This window comes from Phytobacter sp. RSE-02, from assembly GCF_040578655.1.
Taxonomy (GTDB): domain Bacteria; phylum Pseudomonadota; class Gammaproteobacteria; order Enterobacterales; family Enterobacteriaceae; genus Phytobacter; species Phytobacter diazotrophicus.
In genome coordinates, this window is sequence record NZ_JBEULY010000002.1 from 22,141 (window position 1) to 38,974 (window position 16,834).

15 protein-coding genes and 1 pseudogene are annotated in these 16,834 nt (G+C 53.3%); 6 read left to right on the forward strand and 10 right to left on the reverse strand.

Annotation, left to right across the window (positions count from 1 at the left end; translation table 11 throughout):
• Positions 1 to 190: 190 nt before the first annotated feature.
• The 3 genes and pseudogenes from cspA to ABU190_RS03830 form a co-directional block, all read right to left on the reverse strand.
• The gene (gene cspA / locus ABU190_RS03820) at positions 191 to 403 is read right to left on the reverse strand and encodes an RNA chaperone/antiterminator CspA (RefSeq protein WP_016495754.1); all 213 of its coding nucleotides are present in this window, start codon (positions 401 to 403) and stop codon (positions 191 to 193) included.
• Between the two features lie 328 nt (positions 404 to 731).
• Positions 732 to 1,998 (reverse strand): annotated as a pseudogene (locus ABU190_RS03825) (MFS transporter).
• Between the two features lie 57 nt (positions 1,999 to 2,055).
• A complete protein-coding gene (locus ABU190_RS03830) occupies positions 2,056 to 5,163 on the reverse strand; it encodes a beta-galactosidase (RefSeq protein WP_354690443.1) in 3,108 nt (1,035 codons plus the stop codon).
• Positions 5,164 to 5,365: 202 nt separating this feature from the next.
• Here ABU190_RS03830 and ABU190_RS03835 point away from each other — a divergent pair, with 202 nt between their 5' ends.
• Positions 5,366 to 6,436 carry a LacI family DNA-binding transcriptional regulator gene (locus ABU190_RS03835; RefSeq protein ID WP_354690444.1) on the forward strand — a complete coding sequence of 357 codons (1,071 nt, stop codon included), beginning with the start codon at positions 5,366 to 5,368 and terminating at the stop codon, positions 6,434 to 6,436.
• Between the two features lie 106 nt (positions 6,437 to 6,542).
• On the opposite strand, the gene ABU190_RS03840 is transcribed toward ABU190_RS03835, so the two are convergent.
• On the reverse strand, positions 6,543 to 7,076 hold the full coding sequence (locus tag ABU190_RS03840; protein WP_354690445.1) for a carboxymuconolactone decarboxylase family protein: 534 nt from the start codon (positions 7,074 to 7,076) through the stop codon (positions 6,543 to 6,545).
• A gap of 121 nt (positions 7,077 to 7,197) precedes the next feature.
• Here ABU190_RS03840 and ABU190_RS03845 point away from each other — a divergent pair, with 121 nt between their 5' ends.
• Positions 7,198 to 8,148: an AraC family transcriptional regulator gene (locus ABU190_RS03845; RefSeq protein ID WP_354690446.1), complete on the forward strand. Its 951-nt coding sequence runs from the start codon at positions 7,198 to 7,200 to the stop codon at positions 8,146 to 8,148.
• 2 nt (positions 8,149 to 8,150) lie between these two features.
• Here the strand turns inward: ABU190_RS03845 and ABU190_RS03850 are convergent, their stop codons facing one another.
• From ABU190_RS03850 to ABU190_RS03865, 4 genes are read right to left on the reverse strand one after another with little or no spacing between them, the layout of a single operon-like run.
• A complete protein-coding gene (locus tag ABU190_RS03850; RefSeq protein ID WP_039078904.1) occupies positions 8,151 to 9,086 on the reverse strand; it encodes a GlxA family transcriptional regulator in 936 nt (311 codons plus the stop codon).
• A gap of 10 nt (positions 9,087 to 9,096) precedes the next feature.
• A complete protein-coding gene (locus ABU190_RS03855) occupies positions 9,097 to 10,296 on the reverse strand; it encodes an MFS transporter (protein ID WP_354690802.1) in 1,200 nt (399 codons plus the stop codon).
• Between the two features lie 41 nt (positions 10,297 to 10,337).
• Positions 10,338 to 11,099 (reverse strand): SDR family NAD(P)-dependent oxidoreductase, encoded by a 762-nt coding sequence (locus tag ABU190_RS03860; protein ID WP_039078906.1) that lies wholly within the window; start codon positions 11,097 to 11,099, stop codon positions 10,338 to 10,340.
• Between the two features lie 26 nt (positions 11,100 to 11,125).
• The gene (locus ABU190_RS03865) at positions 11,126 to 11,941 is read right to left on the reverse strand and encodes an SDR family oxidoreductase (RefSeq protein ID WP_108701231.1); all 816 of its coding nucleotides are present in this window, start codon (positions 11,939 to 11,941) and stop codon (positions 11,126 to 11,128) included.
• A 279-nt stretch (positions 11,942 to 12,220) separates the two neighbouring features.
• On the opposite strand from ABU190_RS03865, the gene ABU190_RS03870 reads away from it, so the two are divergent.
• Positions 12,221 to 12,769, forward strand: coding sequence for a thioredoxin fold domain-containing protein (locus ABU190_RS03870; RefSeq protein WP_354690447.1), 549 nt, complete (start codon positions 12,221 to 12,223; stop codon positions 12,767 to 12,769).
• A gap of 141 nt (positions 12,770 to 12,910) precedes the next feature.
• On the opposite strand, the gene ABU190_RS03875 is transcribed toward ABU190_RS03870, so the two are convergent.
• Both ABU190_RS03875 and ABU190_RS03880 read right to left on the reverse strand, forming a co-directional pair.
• Positions 12,911 to 13,897: an MBL fold metallo-hydrolase gene (locus tag ABU190_RS03875; protein WP_354690448.1), complete on the reverse strand. Its 987-nt coding sequence runs from the start codon at positions 13,895 to 13,897 to the stop codon at positions 12,911 to 12,913.
• Between the two features lie 210 nt (positions 13,898 to 14,107).
• Positions 14,108 to 14,839 carry an SDR family oxidoreductase gene (locus ABU190_RS03880; RefSeq protein WP_039078909.1) on the reverse strand — a complete coding sequence of 244 codons (732 nt, stop codon included), beginning with the start codon at positions 14,837 to 14,839 and terminating at the stop codon, positions 14,108 to 14,110.
• A gap of 99 nt (positions 14,840 to 14,938) precedes the next feature.
• On the opposite strand from ABU190_RS03880, the gene ABU190_RS03885 reads away from it, so the two are divergent.
• The 3 genes from ABU190_RS03885 (at position 14,939) to ABU190_RS03895 (ending at position 16,630) form a co-directional block, all read left to right on the forward strand.
• Positions 14,939 to 15,325 carry a helix-turn-helix domain-containing protein gene (locus ABU190_RS03885; RefSeq protein WP_354690449.1) on the forward strand — a complete coding sequence of 129 codons (387 nt, stop codon included), beginning with the start codon at positions 14,939 to 14,941 and terminating at the stop codon, positions 15,323 to 15,325.
• A gap of 361 nt (positions 15,326 to 15,686) precedes the next feature.
• A complete protein-coding gene (locus ABU190_RS03890; RefSeq protein ID WP_158276519.1) occupies positions 15,687 to 15,848 on the forward strand; it encodes a hypothetical protein in 162 nt (53 codons plus the stop codon).
• Positions 15,849 to 16,432: 584 nt separating this feature from the next.
• Positions 16,433 to 16,630, forward strand: a complete 198-nt coding sequence (locus ABU190_RS03895) for a hypothetical protein (protein WP_039078911.1) — start codon at positions 16,433 to 16,435, stop codon at positions 16,628 to 16,630.
• Positions 16,631 to 16,834 lie beyond the last annotated feature (204 nt).

The window sequence follows — 16,834 nt, forward strand, 5'->3', positions numbered from 1 at the left end:
CCCAGGGGTAAGTCAGGCACTGGCTGTTTAATAACCGGTCCGCTAACCGGAAATAATAAAAGCGAGCCGCTGGCTGAATGTAAGGCAATAAAAAACCCGCACTCGGCGGGTTTATTTTTATCAGTAGATTTTATCTGCTCAGACTGTTGTCTTCATCGCTGTTGTAAACATCACTGATAATGCGCGCAACTTACAGCGCGGTAACGTTACCGGCAGCAGGGCCTTTAGCGCCACTTTCGATAGTGAAGGATACTTTCTGGCCTTCATCAAGCGTTTTGTAGCTGTCGCTCTGGATAGCAGAGAAATGTACGAATACATCTTTGCTGCCATCGTCAGGAGTGATAAAGCCAAAACCTTTATCGGAGTTAAACCATTTTACTAAACCAGTCATTTTATTAGACATAGATACTTCCTTAATTTTATGGGCCACGCAGAGTGGCGATAATGGCCTGTAATGTTAGAGTGACTTATTTGGCACTTAGGAGGAGGCTCTCGAAGAAGGATATCTATGGATAACACTTGAACTGAGGACTGCTTTACTAAAACTGCTTTCATAAGGTCTGTATTCCAAACCGATGGCGCTATTAAGACATAGCGAAATTAATTAAGCAACGTTTATATTTTTTTATTTTAACCGCTTACACGCCCGGACGGCTATCTGGTGCATCAGTACCAGATAGCCTGCCGTCGCGTTTTGGGGATGCTCTGGTCATCCCTTGCGTGGCGTGTTATCACGCGGCGCTGTTATATCCTGGTTCCGGCAGCAGCGTTTTACCGCCTTTCAGGGTAAACAGCGACATAACGGTAAAAGTCAGGGTAATACAGCCCAGAATCAGGTACGCCTGATGGAAGCCAACCGTGTCGTACATCCGTCCCACCCACGCCGATAGCACCACCCCTGAAAGCTGTTTCGATAAGTTAAAGCCAATCAGGAACAGCGTGGCCGACAGTTTTGGATTAAAGGCCGAAGAGATGTATTTAAAGGTGCCGACCAGCAGGAACGGCAACTCAAACATATGCAGCATTTTTAAGATAACCACTTCAACCGCAGACGACGCGAAAGAAGACCCCAAAATACGTGCTGACATAATAACCCCGGCGGCCAGCAGTGCGTTTTTTGCCCCGATGCGGTTCACGATGGCGGGTGCGAAGAACATAATCGTGGCGTTGAGAAGTTCCCCACCGGTGGTAACGAAGCCAAAGACTTCGGTCCCGCGCTGCGGACTGGAGAAAAAGCCTTTAAAGAAGTTGGCAAATTGTTGGTCGAAGACGTCATAGACGCTGGCGACGCCAACCACGTAAACAATAAAGCCCCAGAAACGCGGCATCCGCAGCAGTTCGGCGGCGGTTCGCATTGAGAATGCCTGACGATTGGCGCCCAGCGCGTCGATGACCAACTCGCTGTTACTGCCTTCGGGTTTGGACATCCACAACAGTACGCCGAGCACCAGAGCAAAACCGGAGGCGATCCAGAACGTAATGTTAGGGTCGATACCAAACAAAATACCGGTTATCGATGCGCACAATGCCCAGCCAATACAACCGGAAACGCGCACTTTACCGTATTCAAAACGGTTCGCGCGACTGACGCGTTCAATATAGGCTTCGACAGCACCAGAACCGCTGGAGAAGACGATCCCTAAATAGATCCCTCCGGCCAGCGCACCGGCGAAAATATTCATTTGTAAGCAGAGGTGAGAGCACAAAAATAAAGAACGGGGCAAACAGGATCAGCAAGACCGTAATGGTCCACAGCAGGTGTTTGCGTAACCCCAGCTTATCGGAAATCAGGCCAAACACCGGCTGGAAAATAATCGCAAACAGCGAGATAGACGAGAAGACAATCCCCGTTTCGGTTTTGGTTAAATGGTTAACTTCCGCCAGCCAGACCGGGAAAAAAGGGAAATAAGCCGACATAATGAAGTAGTAAAAGAAAAAGAACAGCATAAAGTAGATAAAATTATGTCGTTCTCTTGGTGCGAGTTGAGAGAGTTTCATTGTGACTGTTCCATCTTGTTATGCCTGTATGCCAGAGGGCTTAACGCCCCCCGATTATTATTGGAAGTGGATCGTTAACTGATATTGCCATCGTGTCTCAAGCAGCAACCATTGCCGCAATACGCTGGGCGTCCAGGAGTCATCACCGCCGATACCCATATGCTGACCATCGAGGGTTATCCAGACGCCATTTTCCGGCTGCATCCTGTGCCAGTGGTCGGTCTCCATTAATTGCGCGGTACTGTAGGGCTGCACAGAGAAATGAAAATCTCCCGCGACGTGCCAGTGCCCCCAGTCCAGTGCTTTGTTATCGCAACGCAGGCCGTTTTCGCTGGGGAAAATATAGGGCGTTGTCATCTCATCGAGCGGTAACGTCCAGCGGGAAAAGCAGGCACTGGCGCGCCGATCCGGGTAGTTTTCATGCGGGCCGAAGCCCAGCCAGGAGACAGGCTGGTACTGATCCGGCACCTGGAAATTCAGCCCGACACGCGGCAGCGGCGGTAAAGTGCCCGCGCGTTCGCCATCGATCGCCAGATGCAGCTTGCCTTCGGCATCAAAGGTCATTCGCCAGTGGCTGACAATTACCACGTCATCACCGCTCTGGTAGTGCCAGCGGCTGTCTATCATCACCTCATGAGCCAGACGTTGCGCCTCACACTGCACACAGCGCGCGGTGAGGTTATACAACCCCGCGCTCTTCCAACGCTCGACCCAGGCGTTGGGATCGATGCGTTCCACTTCGCTGACACCAATGTCATTGTCCAGCGGGGCACGCACGAACTGATCGCGCAGCGGTGTCAGTAACTGTTCCACGCCGTCGACCTGCCAGTGGGTAAGCAGCCCACTTTGCCTGTCAATAATCCATTGTTGGCTGCCGCAGCGTATCGTCCAGGCGCTGTCGCTGCCCTCAAGCTCCGGTGCATTCGCCGGGTGTCCAGGTGATCGCAGCACCAGCGGGGCGGCGAGAGCGAACTGCTGCCAGGAGACACGATGCCCGGCTTCTGACCAGGCCGTGGCCTGCGGCTGGATAACCTCCAGCGTCAGCCACACCTCTTCGGCACCGGTGGGCAGCGTCAACGTCTCCGCGAGCGTCAACGCCTTGTGCCCCTCCGGCGAGATATCCAGAGCTACACTGCCATGGGCAACGGTTTCACCTGCGGCCTGAACCTGCCAGTGCAGTGTTTCATTGTCCGTCGCGCGGAACAGATATTCGCTGGTAATACTGATGCGCAGCGGGTTTTGCGCCAGCAGCGTAAACTGGAAAAATTGCTGGGCATGTTTGGCCTCAATAAGTGAAGGGTGAGGGCGGCGGTCGGGGAACACCAGACCGTTCATACAGAACTGCCTGTCGTTGGGTTTATCGCCAAAATCGCCGCCGTAGGCCCAGCCGACGCTGCCATCATCAAAGGTTTTGGTGATCGCCTGATCGGCCCAGTCCCAAATAAAGCCACCCTGCAGGCGCGGATAATCACGAAATGCCCGCCAGTAATCCACAAAGTTTCCAAGACTATTGCCCATTGCGTGCGCGTATTCGCACAGGATGAGCGGGCGCTGCTCACCTGGCAGGCTGATCCACTTTTTGATCCCCCATTTCGGTACCGCCGGTATCAGCAGATCGCTCTCCACGCGGGCATACATCGGGCACAGAATGTCGGTTGTCGTGCTGTTTGCTCCGCCGCCTTCGTACTGCACCGGACGTGACGGGTCGTTACGCTTAAGCCAGTGGTACATGGCTTCGTGATTGCCGCCACCGCCGGATTCGTTGCCCAGCGACCAGATAATAATCGACGGGTGGTTGCGGTTGTTTTGCACCATCCGTGTGACGCGAGCGCTGTATGCCGGGAGCCATGACGGATCGTCAGAGAGACGACTCATGGGCACCAGACCGTGGGTTTCAATATTGGCCTCGTCGACGACGTACAGACCATAGCGGTTGCAGAGTTCATACCAGCGCGGGGCGTTGGGGTAGTGGGAGCAGCGCACGGCGTTAAAATTATTCTGCTTCATCAGCCGAATGTCCTGCACCATATCCTCTTCGCTGACAACCTGGCCGCGCTGGTGGTGATGTTCATGGCGGTTGACACCGCGGATCAGCAGCGGTTTACCGTTGAGCTTCAACAGGCCATTGTCAATTTCAACCTTACGAAAACCGATGTCCCAGGCTTCGGCTTCGATCAGCTCATCGCCGCGCCACAGGGAGACCACAGCGCGGTAGCAGTTCGGTGTCTCCGCACTCCACAGCGCCGGGCGTTCGACCGGCAGGCGCATCACCGCGCGTTCGGCATAGTTGCCGCGCTCATCAATCACCGGCGAGCCGGGCGGTTGCTGATGATTGACGATGCGCTGTGTGTCGTTCCACAACTCGACGTTGACCGTCAGGTTCTTAAGCATCTGCGTCGGGGCGGCGACGGTGACGTTAACCGCCAGTTCTGCGTCGCAATACAGCGCATCGAGCTGTGGGGTGAGCTGGACATCGCTCAGGTGCAGCGCAGGTTTGTGCAGTAGCCAGACCGAACGGAAGATCCCGCTCATCCGCCACATATCCTGATCTTCAAGCCAGGTTCCTGCGCTCCAGCGCATCACCATCACGCAAAGGCGATTCTCGCCGGTATGAAGATAAGGGCTCAGATCGAAGGCCGCAGGCAGGCGGCTATCCTGCGAGTAACCGACCCATTCACCGTTACACCACAGATGAAAGGCAGAATTAACGCCATCAAAGATAACCTGCGTTTGCCCTTCATCCAGCCAGTGCGCATCGACGTTAAACAGCAGCGAATAGCAGCCGGTCGGGTTCTCTTCCGGCACGCGCGGCGGGGTGGTTTCAATGGGGTAACGCACATTGCTGTAAATAGGTGTGTCATAGCCTTCCATTTGCCAGTTCGAGGGAACTGGCGTGCTGCGGCTACCGGGCAGATCGCTTTCCAGCCAGGAGGCATCCACCTCAAAGGGGCTGCGCGCCAGGGCAAACTGCCACTGTCCGTCCAGCAGGCGACGGTGCGTCGAGGGCTGATTTTCCTTTGCGGCATGAACGTCTCGCCAACTGGCAAACGTCGGGTGAGCCGCTAAGCGGTTAAGGTGCGTAATGGTCTGATTTTGCCAGTCTTCACGGGCAAGCACATCGTGGAACCGGGGGCCACGACGCGCGTGGGAATCGTAATGTTGCATCGCTATACCTGATAATAAAAAGAAATGTCATTCGCTCGACAAGATAGGTGAGTTATCAGATATTTTGTTTAGTGCCACAATATTTGGGAAAGTGAAACCCATTAACGATCACGAAACCGTGCGAAAGACGCCGTTTTTTGTCGTCTTTTCGACATATAATGTTAGCGAACGACATTGTTATCACAAGGTTAAGGAGAAGGCGATGCAACGCCGTACGGCAACCCTGGAAGATGTGGCGCGTGAGGCGGGTGTCTCGGAACAAACCGTGTCACGCGTGCTGAATAAACCCGAGGTGGTGGCTGAACGTACCCGCGATAAAGTCATCCGCGCGATGCAGGCGTTGCACTATGTGCCGAACCGCTCGGCACAATTACTGGCCGGGAAATCGGCGCCGTCGATTGGCCTGATTACCGCGTCGTTAACGCTGCATGCCCCTTCGCAAATAGCCGCCGCGATCAAAAGTCACGCCAGCGCCCACGAGCTGGAGGTGGCGATCGCGATGCCCGTGACGGCCGATTACGCCTCTTTACAGGCGCGGCTGAATGAGTTTCGCGCGCAAAACATCCGCGGCGCGATTATTAATCTGCCGCTGGAAGGGAGCATTGCGGAAAAACTGGTGAGTGAGAATCCGGATATCTGCTGTCTGTTTCTGGATATATCGCCGGAGACCGATGTCTGCTGTGTGCGCTTTGATCACATGGAGGGCTGCGGTGCCTGCGTCACGCATCTGTGGGAATTAGGGCATCGGGAGTTTGGCTTACTGGCGGGGCCGGAAAGTTCGGTCTCCGCGCGGATGCGGCTCAGTAGCTGGCGTGAAGCATTGCATCGTCACGGTGTACGTAATGCGGTGACGGTCTTCGGCGACTGGAGCGCGGCCAGCGGCTGGCACAAAGCTTTTGAGCTGTTACATCAGTATCCGAAAATCAGCGCCATTGTCGTGGCGAACGATCAGATGGCGCTGGGAGTGTTGAGCGCGCTGGCACAGCTCAATCGCACTGGCAGCAGGGCGGTATCTGTCACCGGCTATGACGACACGGCGGACAGCCTCTATTTCCAGCCGCCTCTGACTACCGTCGCACAGGATTTCAACAAGCTCGGGAAGCGCGCCGTGGAGTTGTTGATTCAGCAGATGGCCGCCCCGCAAATGCGGATCCGTGAGCTGCTGCCGACGCGCCTGGTTATTCGCCAGTCTACCTGGCCGTACGGAGGCCGCGATGAAGATGAAAAAGACGATTTACTCAGGCAATTAAAAACGCTGGTGGAAAAATTGTAGCGCGTCAGGCCGTGCCTGCCCGTGAGAACGGCGGGGCGGGTAATGATGTGCAAAGGAACCCGTCACCGCCATGATAGAAATCAGAAATCTTAATGTCCGAGTGTGTTTAGTTTACGGGTGGAAAATCCACCACGGTATTGTTGACGCGGTTGACCATGTTGGTAAACAGAATCGCGCTGATCGCACTGATGATTTCTATAACCTGACGGTCGTTAAAGCCAGCCGCCAGGAAGCGGGTTACCGTCTCTTCCGCCAGCGTACCGCGGGTTGAGACCACGTTTGCGACGAATTTCACCAGCGCATCAATACGGGCATCATCCGGATATTCGCCCCGGCGCAGTGCCTGTGTTTGCGCGAGGCTGTAACCGGCCATTTTGCCCGTTAGGGTATGCGCGGCAAGGCAGTAATCGCAGCCGGAGAGTTCACTCACGACCAGGTTAATGGCTTCCAGCTCCTGTTTACTCAGCGTACTTTTTGCCAGCGTGGCATTGTGTTGCAGCGCCTGGCCCAGGATGTCGGGCGCGATACCTATCGTCTGATACGCGTTTGGCACTTTACCCATTGCGCGTTTGATCATTGTGAAAAGATCGGCAGTTTTGCCTGTGGCATTTTCGACCTGAATTGCGGTTAAACGGCTCATGATGTTCTCCTGTCAGTTAATGTGCGCCACCGTATTGGCGATGGACACATCATAGGGCGCTGGCCATGCTATTATTGCCCCTAAAGCGGCTATTTTTTGTCTTATCGTCTCAGGAGTGCGCGTGGATAACCTCAGTTCATTACTTGCTGTGCTGGCACCGCAATGCGTGGTTAACCTTCATTGTCGGTTTAACGGGCGGTGGGCTGCTGACCATCAGCAACTGCCAGCCGGCATTGTGCCATGGCATGTCATTATGCGGGGGGAGGCGCGCCTGCACATTGCAGGTAAAACCTTTAATGTGCGTGCCGGGGATATTCTGCTGCTTCCTCAGGGTTCGCCCCATATCCTTGAAAGCCTGGTGGACTGGGGACAAGTGGTACCCGCGCAGGGGCATCACAATGGCATTTTGACGCAGGTACGCACGGAAGGTCCGGGACCGTCCGTCGAGGTGTTGTGCGGGGAGTTTTATTTTGGGGCCGACTGCACCTGGCTGTTCGCCGAAGAGAGCGAGCTTATCCATCTTCAGCCTGCGGAGCGCAAAAGCTTTCCGGAGCTGGAAATGTTGCTGACGATGTTAGTCCGTGAAAGCCAGAACAGTTTGCCAGGCAGTATGGCGATGGTTAAAGGGCTGGCAAATACGCTGCTGGCGATGATGCTGCGGATATTACTTTCACTGCGAGAACCGCCTCCGGGTATGCTGCGGCTGATGAGTGATAAACGTCTGACGCCTGCGTTATTAGCGGTGTTCGCGGATCCGGCATACCCTTGGACCCTTGAGTTAATGGCTGAACGCTGTTTTTTATCGCGCGCAACCTTTGCCCGGTATTTTGCGCACAGTTATCACCAGACGCCACAATCGTGGCTGACACATTTGCGTATGGCGCTGGCCTCGCGGTTACTGATTGATGAAAGGGTTCTGGCGGTGGATATCATTGCCGAAAGGTGTGGTTTTTTGTCGCTGTCATCGTTCACCAAAGCCTTTAAAAAACGCTATGGCATCACCCCGGCCGTCTACCGAAAAGCGAGCCTGCAAAAACCGGGGACGCGGGCAGACTCGCACCTTACTGCTTAATGCTACCTGCCCGTACGGAGTGACTGCGGCGGAATACCATAGCCGCGAATAAAAACCTCCCGCATATGACGCCGGTCGCGAAAACCGGCTTCACGGGCAATGGTATCCAGGGAGAGGCGGCTTTGTTCAATCATCAATCTTGCCGCTTCCAGCCGTAATCCTTCGATAGCTTTCGCCGGAGATTTCCCCGTTTCCTGACGAAACAGGCGGCTGAGCTGGCGGGCGCTGACATGCACGGCATCGGCCAGCAGTTCCACCGTCAGCGTTTTGTGCAGGTTGTTGCGGGCATATTCGAGCGCGCTTTGCAGGCGATCTGAGCGTGGTGCCAGCGCCAGCATTTCGGAATGCTGTGTCTGTCCGCCTGAACGGCGCTGATTCATGACCAGGCGATGCGCCACAATACGGGCAATCTCTGCGCCCAGATCTTTTTCCACCATACCGAGCGCCATATCCAGCCCGGCAGTCATCCCTGCCGAAGTCCAGATGGTGTCATCGATAATAAAGATACGGTCATCTTCAAGCTGAACGCCGGGATGCAGCGTGGTGAAACTGCGGGAGTGCGCCCAGTGCGTGGTGGCCCGTTTTTGCGCCAGAAGCCCGGCCTGTGCCAGCACAAAGGCGCCGGTGCAGATGCCCGCGATACGGCGTGCTTTTCGGGCAGAGGTTTGCAGAAAATGGATCACCGCCGGGCTTGCGGGCTCCTCTACCGGGGAAAGCACCCCCGCCACCAGCCAGGAATCAACCAGGGTTTCGTCGCTCAACTGTTCGGAATCCACGCCAATACCAGAGGAGGAGCGCACCTTGCCACCGGATTCGGAATAGACCGTCAACTGGTAAAAAGGCTTTTCAGCCACGAAGTTGGCAAACTCAAATACCGTCAGTGTCGACAATGCCAGCATCTGAAAGTGGTCAGAAATAATCAATCCTATCCGGTGCATCGCAACCTCTTTATGGCAATTCAATATTTACCCATTGCGCAGAACGGGCGCGTAGCCGCTCCGATATACCCAGGCTGGTCAATGCCAGCAACAAAAACAGCATCGAGCTTATCATCACGCCGTAAAAACCGCTCAGAGGATAAAGCCAGGACGCGACCGCTGAGCCAAAACCAATACCGCAGAACATAAAGGCGCTGGTTAAGGCCAGCGAAATACCCCGCGTTTCTGCTGAGGAGATTTCCACGATGCGCCGCTGCTGTGTTGGCCATAGCAGATCCGTTGAAAAGGCCCACACCACCAGCAGGATAAACAACCATGCCAGTTGAGCGGGTAGCAGCGTTATCAGCAGCATATCTGCGACCAGCAAGGTCATACCGATGATCAGTAAACGCTCCGCACTGTAAACGCGTGCAGCACGACTGACAAAAAGGTTGCCCAGTATGCCCGCCACGCCAATAACCGTTAACGCGATAGAGACATCGGTGGCCGCACCGTGCCAGCGGTCGCGGATCATCGGCGAGATAAACGCATACATATCGTATACCCCGGAGGTGATAAAAAAGACCACCAAAAACGCGGACAGCGATTTACCGTCGGTCAGCACCTGGCCGACATGGCGCAAACGGATATCGACGCCTTTAACTTCATTCGGCACCAGCAGCCACACACCTGTAGCGGTGATCAGACTTACCAGCGCGACAAGGGTAAACAAGCACCGCGCGCCCCAGGCATTGGCTATCCACGCGGCCAGCGGAATACCCACCATACTTGCCATCGACACGCCCAGCAAAATCATGGCAATGGCGCTGCCACGCTCCCTGGGGGACACTAACTCAGCGCCCAACGCCACCAGCACCGGGCCTATCAGCGACGCACCCAGTCCCATCACAATACGCGATATGACCAGCAATGCGTAATTCGGCGCAATGGCAAAAATAGCGCCCCCCAGCGCGAACACCAGCATGCCTGCCAGGACCTGGGTTCTGCGCATCATCGTGCCAAACATCACTTGCGCCAGCGGCGCACCCAGCGCAAACGTCAGGCCGAAAATAGAGAGCAAACGGGCGCTTTGCGCATCGCTGAGTCCCCATTCATGGGATATGGGTGCCAGGCTACCGGCAACGGAAAGGGAACCTGTTGCCTGAATAAAATAAGCAATACTCAGCGCCCAGAGCGCGCGGCGTTGTGGCATGGAAATGTGGTTTTGCATCATAAACTCCAGCGAAGGGCAGTTGCCTGCCCGACATCCGATCACGCAACCGGGATTGGATTTTCAACCATCGCCTGATTAAACGCGTTCACCATTGCGTGTTCATTCGCACCGGGGTTGGCGCGGGCAGGGAGCACGCTATCGACAATGGCTTCGGGGTTATCCGTAGCCAGTTTCTCGAAGGTCTGTTCGATAAAGTCTGCTAAGGGCATTGCCCGTGCATCGCCACTTTTGTAGATCAGATCGGTGTCCACCCACGGCGGCGCAATCTCTATCACGCTCACTCCCGCGTCGCGGAGCAAAAAGCGCTGGGAAAGGGTATAAGAGTGGATCGCGGCTTTGGTTGCGGAATAGAGCGCGTTAGTGACCAGTGGCAAAAAGGCCAGTATGGAACTGTTGTTGATCAGTACCGCATCATCTTGCTGTTTCAGATGCTCAACAAACGCGGCGCTCACCCGAACGGTGCCCAGCAGATTGGTATCCAGCAGCGTGGTGGCCATCTCGTCATCCAGTTCCGCGGCGGGATTATCAAACGGCATAATCCCTGCGTTATTTATCACTACGTTCAGCGCCGGATAGCGAGACAGTACTTGCTGTGCCGCGTTTTTAATATCAGAAGCACTGGTGACATCGAGGACCACGTAATCCATACCCGGATTGGCGGCAGTCACGCTCTCTAATAGCGCCTTACGACGACCAGAGATGATCACCTGATTGCCAAGCTGGTGAAATTTTTCGGCGATGGCGCGACCAATGCCTGAGGTGCCGCCCGTAATAAAAAGAGTGTTTCCGGTGAGTTTCATCATGTCATTCCTGTTGGATAAAAGGGTTAGCGGCCAGCGCTGTCGCGGTAGCGTTCAGCCGGGGTATTGCTCGAAAGATGTTGGATCATGGCCTTGCGGCTGTTTTCCATCGCCAGCCACTCGGCTTCGTTGTGCAAAGAAGGGATGGTGACAAGTTCACCGCGCAAAAAGCCTGTCAGCGCGGCATCCACCAGGTCATAAGGGCTCATAACTATCGCTTTATCGAGCTGCTCCAGCGGGAGTCCGCCGTTATCCCAGAACGGCGTTGCCGTTGCGCCTGGTAATACGGCCTGAATCTGTATCCCTTTGTCGGCCAGTTCGTGGTGCAAGGAGTGACTAAAGGCCAGCACAAACGCTTTTGTTCCGCCGTAAACACCGTTTAACAATTCCGGTGCGATGCTGACGATGGAAGAGATATTGATGATGGCGCCGTTGCCACGCGCGACGAATCCGGGAACAACGGCGTATGTCAGGCGAGTCAGCGCAACCACGTTCAGGTTAATCATCGCCTGCATCTGGTCGACATCGCTGGATAACAGCGGCGTGTGTGTGCCCGTGCCCGCATTGTTGACCAGTAAAGTGATGCTGGCATCGTCGCGCAGTTTTTTCTCCAGGGCGTTAAGTTGTTCGGCATCGCCAAGATCGGCCGCCACCACCTCAACATTGCGGGCCGTATCGGCGGTGATATGGCTTGCCATCTGATTCAGGCGGTTGTGATTGCGGGCAACAATAATCAGGTCGTAACCCATGCGCGCCAGGCGATTGGCGTAAATAGCACCGATGCCGGTCGATGCACCGGTGATCACGGCAGTGCCTTTACTGGGTTGTGTAGCGATGTTCATAGCAGGTTCCTTTCAGTCACAATTGATTCGATGGAAGAATCATAAGGAAGAAAGGAATGTCTTAAATGACGATAATGGTCGTTATTCAGGACATTCTGGATGCACCAGTGCGGTGACAGGTGATGTCGCAGCTTTACTGTTCGGACTTGCGATGATGGCCTGCTTAAACGAAGCGACGCACAGTTATGCAATAAAATGCTGCAAAAATAATGGATAAGGCGTTTACTGGCACCGCCACAGTAGCGTTAATCCGATACCAAATCAGGAAGGAAAAAGGGAATGAAGGGTTTTCTTAAAGCATTAAGTGCAGTTTTTATGATTTCAGCCAGTTCTGCAGTGCTGGCGTCGTCTGTCCCCGCCACTGATACCACGCCGCAGATGGCCTATGAAGATATCTCACACTCTTTACCTGCGCTTGAACCTATTACCTTTCAGGCCAGTCCGGAAAAACACAAATTGTTAGTTTTTGTAGATAATCAGTGCGTCTATTGCAGCTTCGTCGTCAAAAATATAAAGAAATATACGGATGCAGGTTTGACCATGTCGTTTCTGACTGTTGTTCCATCATCAATAAAAGATTCGGTTATCGAAGATATGGCCAGAGTATGGTGTGCGTCAGATCGTCCGAAAAGCCTGCAAAATGCGATGGCGGGATTTTTACCGGCAAATGACAGCACGGAAAAATGTAAAAATCTGATCATTCAACAATCTGCACTTGCAGATCGGCTGGGCGTAGAGGTAACGCCCGCGATGGTTGTGCTCGATAGCTCCGCCCATACTTTCCTGGGCAGCGTATCGCCGGACAGAATTCTCTCTGAATTACACTAATATATTGCACAGGCGGCCAGTCGCGACGTGTTTCATCGCCAGAACGGGCCGCTGCTTTGGCGATGTGGATACCCTACTGATGTTGCAGAGAGCGGCGTATCACTATTGCCATCGTGTCTGTATCACCGCAGTGAGAAGCGATCATGGGCGTTTTATCGTTTCATGCGTACCGAACTGAATGGGTAACCACACATAGCCTTGATTCGCCCCGCGAGCAACGTGGCCGAAACCCGGAAAGGGAAGATGCGGAGCAGCAATCAGGGTGCCGTTTTTGGCGAAGGATGAAAACGCAACGTGACGAACCTGCGCGGCCTGTTCCTGATCCTGGTCATAGATTATCGTGACACTGGGCTTTGGAAATTGCACCGCAGCGACATGAACAAGATCGCCGACAAAGACAATTTTTTCCCCTTTGCTTTCCAGAGTATAAAAGGAAGAGCCGGGCGTGTGGCCGGGGTGAACTGTGCCAGTAATGCCCGTAAGCAGCGTCTGAGTGCCTGTAAAGGTCTTTACCTGGCCCGCATCACTGTAAGGTCCCAGAGTTTTCTTTGCGGTTGCGAAGTAGCGCGGCCCATATCTTTTCTGCTGTTGTTTTGACTGATTAAAGAAAAAATCCGCATCGGGTTTACCAATAAATATGCTGGCATTGGGAAACGTCCGGCGTCCATCATTCATTAATCCCCCGGCGTGGTCGGCGTGTAGGTGAGTCAGCAAAATATCCGTAATATCCTGCGGCGCAATCCCAAGCTTTGCCAGACTATGTAATAAAAGCCCGCCATTTCCGGGGCCAAAAAGTTGACCGGCCCCCGTATCAACAAGCACGTTATGGTCCGGTAACGCGATGAGATAAGCGGTGACTGGCACGTTGACCGGATTAGTCTGCTGGTCTTTAGCCAGCAGGCTATCAATCATTTCGCCGGACGTTCCGCGCAGTAATTTGTGCAAATCCTGAACGATAGCGCCGTCGCTGAGGGCGGTGACGTCTATGTCACCCACCTCAATAGCGTAGGTGGATGTCGCTGGCTTAATGACATGTTGCGGTGACGCTGCCTGGGTGTAAAAAGGCAATAACAGGGGGAAAGCGCTGGCAATGCGTAACGTGTTAACAACTATAATTTTATTGAACATGCAAACCTCCTGTTATGACATTCCGTTATCCTGGCTGGCATCACGCTCTTATATATTCAGGCCCGTCGGCGTAGAGGACGCTGCATCATTGCAGATGGGCTCTGTCTTTCAAAATGATTTTCGTGGTTTGCTGGCGCGGGTAACCGGGCCAACAAGGTGTATCAGTTTGATTAAAGGCCGCATAGCGGCCTCTTTACAGCACGGTCTTTATTACACTTGGGTCAGCCCGCCATCGACGCAAATTTCCGCGCCAGCGATATAGCGGCTGTCATCACTGGCAAGGAACAGCGCGGCGCTGGCAATTTCCTCCGGCGTGCCCATTCTGCCTAACGGAATGGCGCTAATGATCCCCTGACGGAACGCCTCCGATGCGGCGGCCATCATTTCAGTGTCCACCGGACCGGGTGCGACGACATTCACGCGAATACCGCGGGGGGCGAGTTCACGTGTCCAGGTTCGTGCAAAAGAGCGCAGCGCGGCTTTGCTGGCGCTGTAGACCCCATAACCTTCCGAGCCAATAACGTCGGCTATTGAACCAATTAACACCACGCTGGCGCCGGGTTTCAGCAGGGGCAGGGCCGCCTGCAACGCAAACACCGGAGAGCGGACATTCAGCCCAAAAATCTGTTCAAAATGATCGGCGGAAATCTGTTCCAGCGTCGCGTGTTCCGACATACCGGCGTTAATCACCAGCACGTCAATATGACCGGATTCAGCCTGCACTTTTTCCATAATTCGAATGAGCTCGCTTTGCTGGCTGACATCGGCGCGCAGTGGCAGGGCATTGTTTCCGATGGTGGCAGCGGCGGCCTGCAACTCTTCATCCCGACGAGACGTAAACCAGGTGGCGGCACCTTCGTGGGCAAAACGTTGGCTAATCGCCAGACCGATGCCTTTGGCTCCGCCCAGTACGACGGACACTTTATTATTGAGTCTGTTCATCATTGATCTCCTCAGTGAGTGGAAAACAGATGATATAAGTTTTATATTTAGTATCAATTACGCACTTTGTTTATACCAGATATCAGTGGATATACCGACATGACAAAAATGGATTGCAACAGCCTGAGAGAAGTAGGAAAAACGCGTCCGGTGCTTGAGCACATCACCAACAAATGGTCGATTCTGATCCTGACCGTACTGTGCACGGAACCTTCGCGCTTCAATGAGATCCGCCGCCGCCTGGATGGCATTACCCACAAGGCGCTTGCTGATGCCCTCAAGCGCCTTGAACGCAACGGTTTGATATACCGAAAAGTGCTGCCCACCATGCCGGTTGGGGTGGAATACAGCATTACCCCTTTAGGACATTCGCTGCGTGAACCTTTCGAGGCGCTTTACCACTGGGCGCTGGAACATGGTCCGACTCTGGAGGCTGCGCAAAAAGAGTATGACAAACAGCGACATGAAGAAGAATCCGTCGTCTGACAGAACGTTTTGCTGCTAAAAGAGATATCCCGTGGGTTATTTTTAATCGGGATACTGAGCGTCAGAGCGTATTTCTGAAACAGACTGGTAAAATAGCCGCGTGTTTGCGCAAAAACGTTATTTATTTTAAATGCAGCTTTCATATGAAGGCTGGCTGAATATCTTTTGTACGTTTGCTTGTATATCCGCTACGCAAATTTAGACGTATTGTGTTAACATTTGGGCCACCACAATCTGTATCCTGTTAGTTTTTTTCATAAAACAAAATAAATAGATGATCTTTATCATTACGCTCAAGGTTTACGCTGACTACAATAAAATAAAGCAAGAATGAATTGCGCTGTAGAGGCAGGGGATGAATATGAAATGGATCCGTTATAAAAAAAGATTGCATCGGCTAACAACCATTATCCCCGGCTGCGAATATCGGCTGGCCATTCCCGAAGAACGGGCGGCAGTGACTGTTGATCGCGTCGCACTGGAAAAAGTCGTCCGCGAACATTATGGCCTAAAGTGGCACTGAATAATAATGCAAGATTCGCTGCATAATAAACGCCCTGGCGAAGGCCGGGGTGTAAATTTGATCCTCTCTTATAACCCTCTCTGTTTATCGTCTTCTTGCCTGCGTATTTTTACTCTTATGCTCCGTTAAAACTGGCATCGGCCTGGCCTGTAAAAAAGCGGTCATGATCTTCAATCTGACGATGGCGGTTTTATTGTGCACAGGGGCTGATCTCTTTCGGCCCGTTGGGAGACGGCACTGCCTCAGAAGAGGGCAACGGGTACGTTACATAACGCGCTTACCTCTCACACTTTAGTCGCAGAATGTCAGGTTTCGTTACATTTTTTTTCGCCTGTGGGGCAGAGAATGCTACGAGGTAACGCTCTGCCGACATGGCGGATTTGCCCGTTGCAAAATCAGTTGATTAGCCCGAATTAATGTCTCTCGGCTCTTTTATCAGGATACGCAATACCGTTTCGTCTCATCTAAAAACCCTGCATTCAGTAAGATTTTTATCGCTTTTTAGCCTCGATGAATGGCGGCCTGTAAACCCTATGCTAAATTTTTCCTGACCCAACAAAGAGGTCGTACAGAGAGGAAACGGTATGAAATTCAATGACGAGCGTACGGGACTCATTGGATTAGCCATTGGGGCCGCCGTTATTGGGCTGATTTCGGGCGGTAAGGTTATTAATCGGGACAATATCATTGAAGAGATAGAGCGTCAGGGCAGAAACAGGGGCGACGGGGTGGAGGATGCCATTTTTACGCAGGCGGCGAGTCTGGTAATGAAAGGGAAATAAAGGCCCACTATTTTGCGTGGCGTCACATTAAGGCGATGACAAATGTGATTCCGGGGCTTAGTTTGCCATCGTTTAGTCTTTATTTAGGAAACGGTGGGTAGATTAAACGTGATCCGTTAATCCTGTGGCTACAGGGTAGCGTATAGACCAAAACACAAATCTATCCATGCAAGCATTTTACCGTCAGTGTGAACTGGCGGTTTT

Bases quoted from the DNA above. Each gene is read 5' to 3' on its own strand.
- cspA (WP_016495754.1), bottom strand. From the start codon at position 403: ATGTCTAATAAAATGACTGGTTTAGTAAAATGGTTTAACTCCGATAAA.
- ABU190_RS03830 (WP_354690443.1), bottom strand. From the start codon at position 5,163: ATGCAACATTACGATTCCCACGCGCGTCGTGGCCCCCGGTTCCACGAT.
- ABU190_RS03835 (WP_354690444.1), top strand. From the start codon at position 5,366: ATGCAACGCCGTACGGCAACCCTGGAAGATGTGGCGCGTGAGGCGGGT.
- ABU190_RS03840 (WP_354690445.1), bottom strand. From the start codon at position 7,076: ATGAGCCGTTTAACCGCAATTCAGGTCGAAAATGCCACAGGCAAAACT.
- ABU190_RS03850 (WP_039078904.1), bottom strand. From the start codon at position 9,086: ATGCACCGGATAGGATTGATTATTTCTGACCACTTTCAGATGCTGGCA.
- ABU190_RS03855 (WP_354690802.1), bottom strand. From the start codon at position 10,296: ATGCAAAACCACATTTCCATGCCACAACGCCGCGCGCTCTGGGCGCTG.
- ABU190_RS03860 (WP_039078906.1), bottom strand. From the start codon at position 11,099: ATGAAACTCACCGGAAACACTCTTTTTATTACGGGCGGCACCTCAGGC.
- ABU190_RS03865 (WP_108701231.1), bottom strand. From the start codon at position 11,941: ATGAACATCGCTACACAACCCAGTAAAGGCACTGCCGTGATCACCGGT.
- ABU190_RS03870 (WP_354690447.1), top strand. From the start codon at position 12,221: ATGAAGGGTTTTCTTAAAGCATTAAGTGCAGTTTTTATGATTTCAGCC.
- ABU190_RS03875 (WP_354690448.1), bottom strand. From the start codon at position 13,897: ATGTTCAATAAAATTATAGTTGTTAACACGTTACGCATTGCCAGCGCT.
- ABU190_RS03880 (WP_039078909.1), bottom strand. From the start codon at position 14,839: ATGAACAGACTCAATAATAAAGTGTCCGTCGTACTGGGCGGAGCCAAA.
- ABU190_RS03885 (WP_354690449.1), top strand. From the start codon at position 14,939: ATGACAAAAATGGATTGCAACAGCCTGAGAGAAGTAGGAAAAACGCGT.
- ABU190_RS03890 (WP_158276519.1), top strand. From the start codon at position 15,687: ATGAAATGGATCCGTTATAAAAAAAGATTGCATCGGCTAACAACCATT.
- ABU190_RS03895 (WP_039078911.1), top strand. From the start codon at position 16,433: ATGAAATTCAATGACGAGCGTACGGGACTCATTGGATTAGCCATTGGG.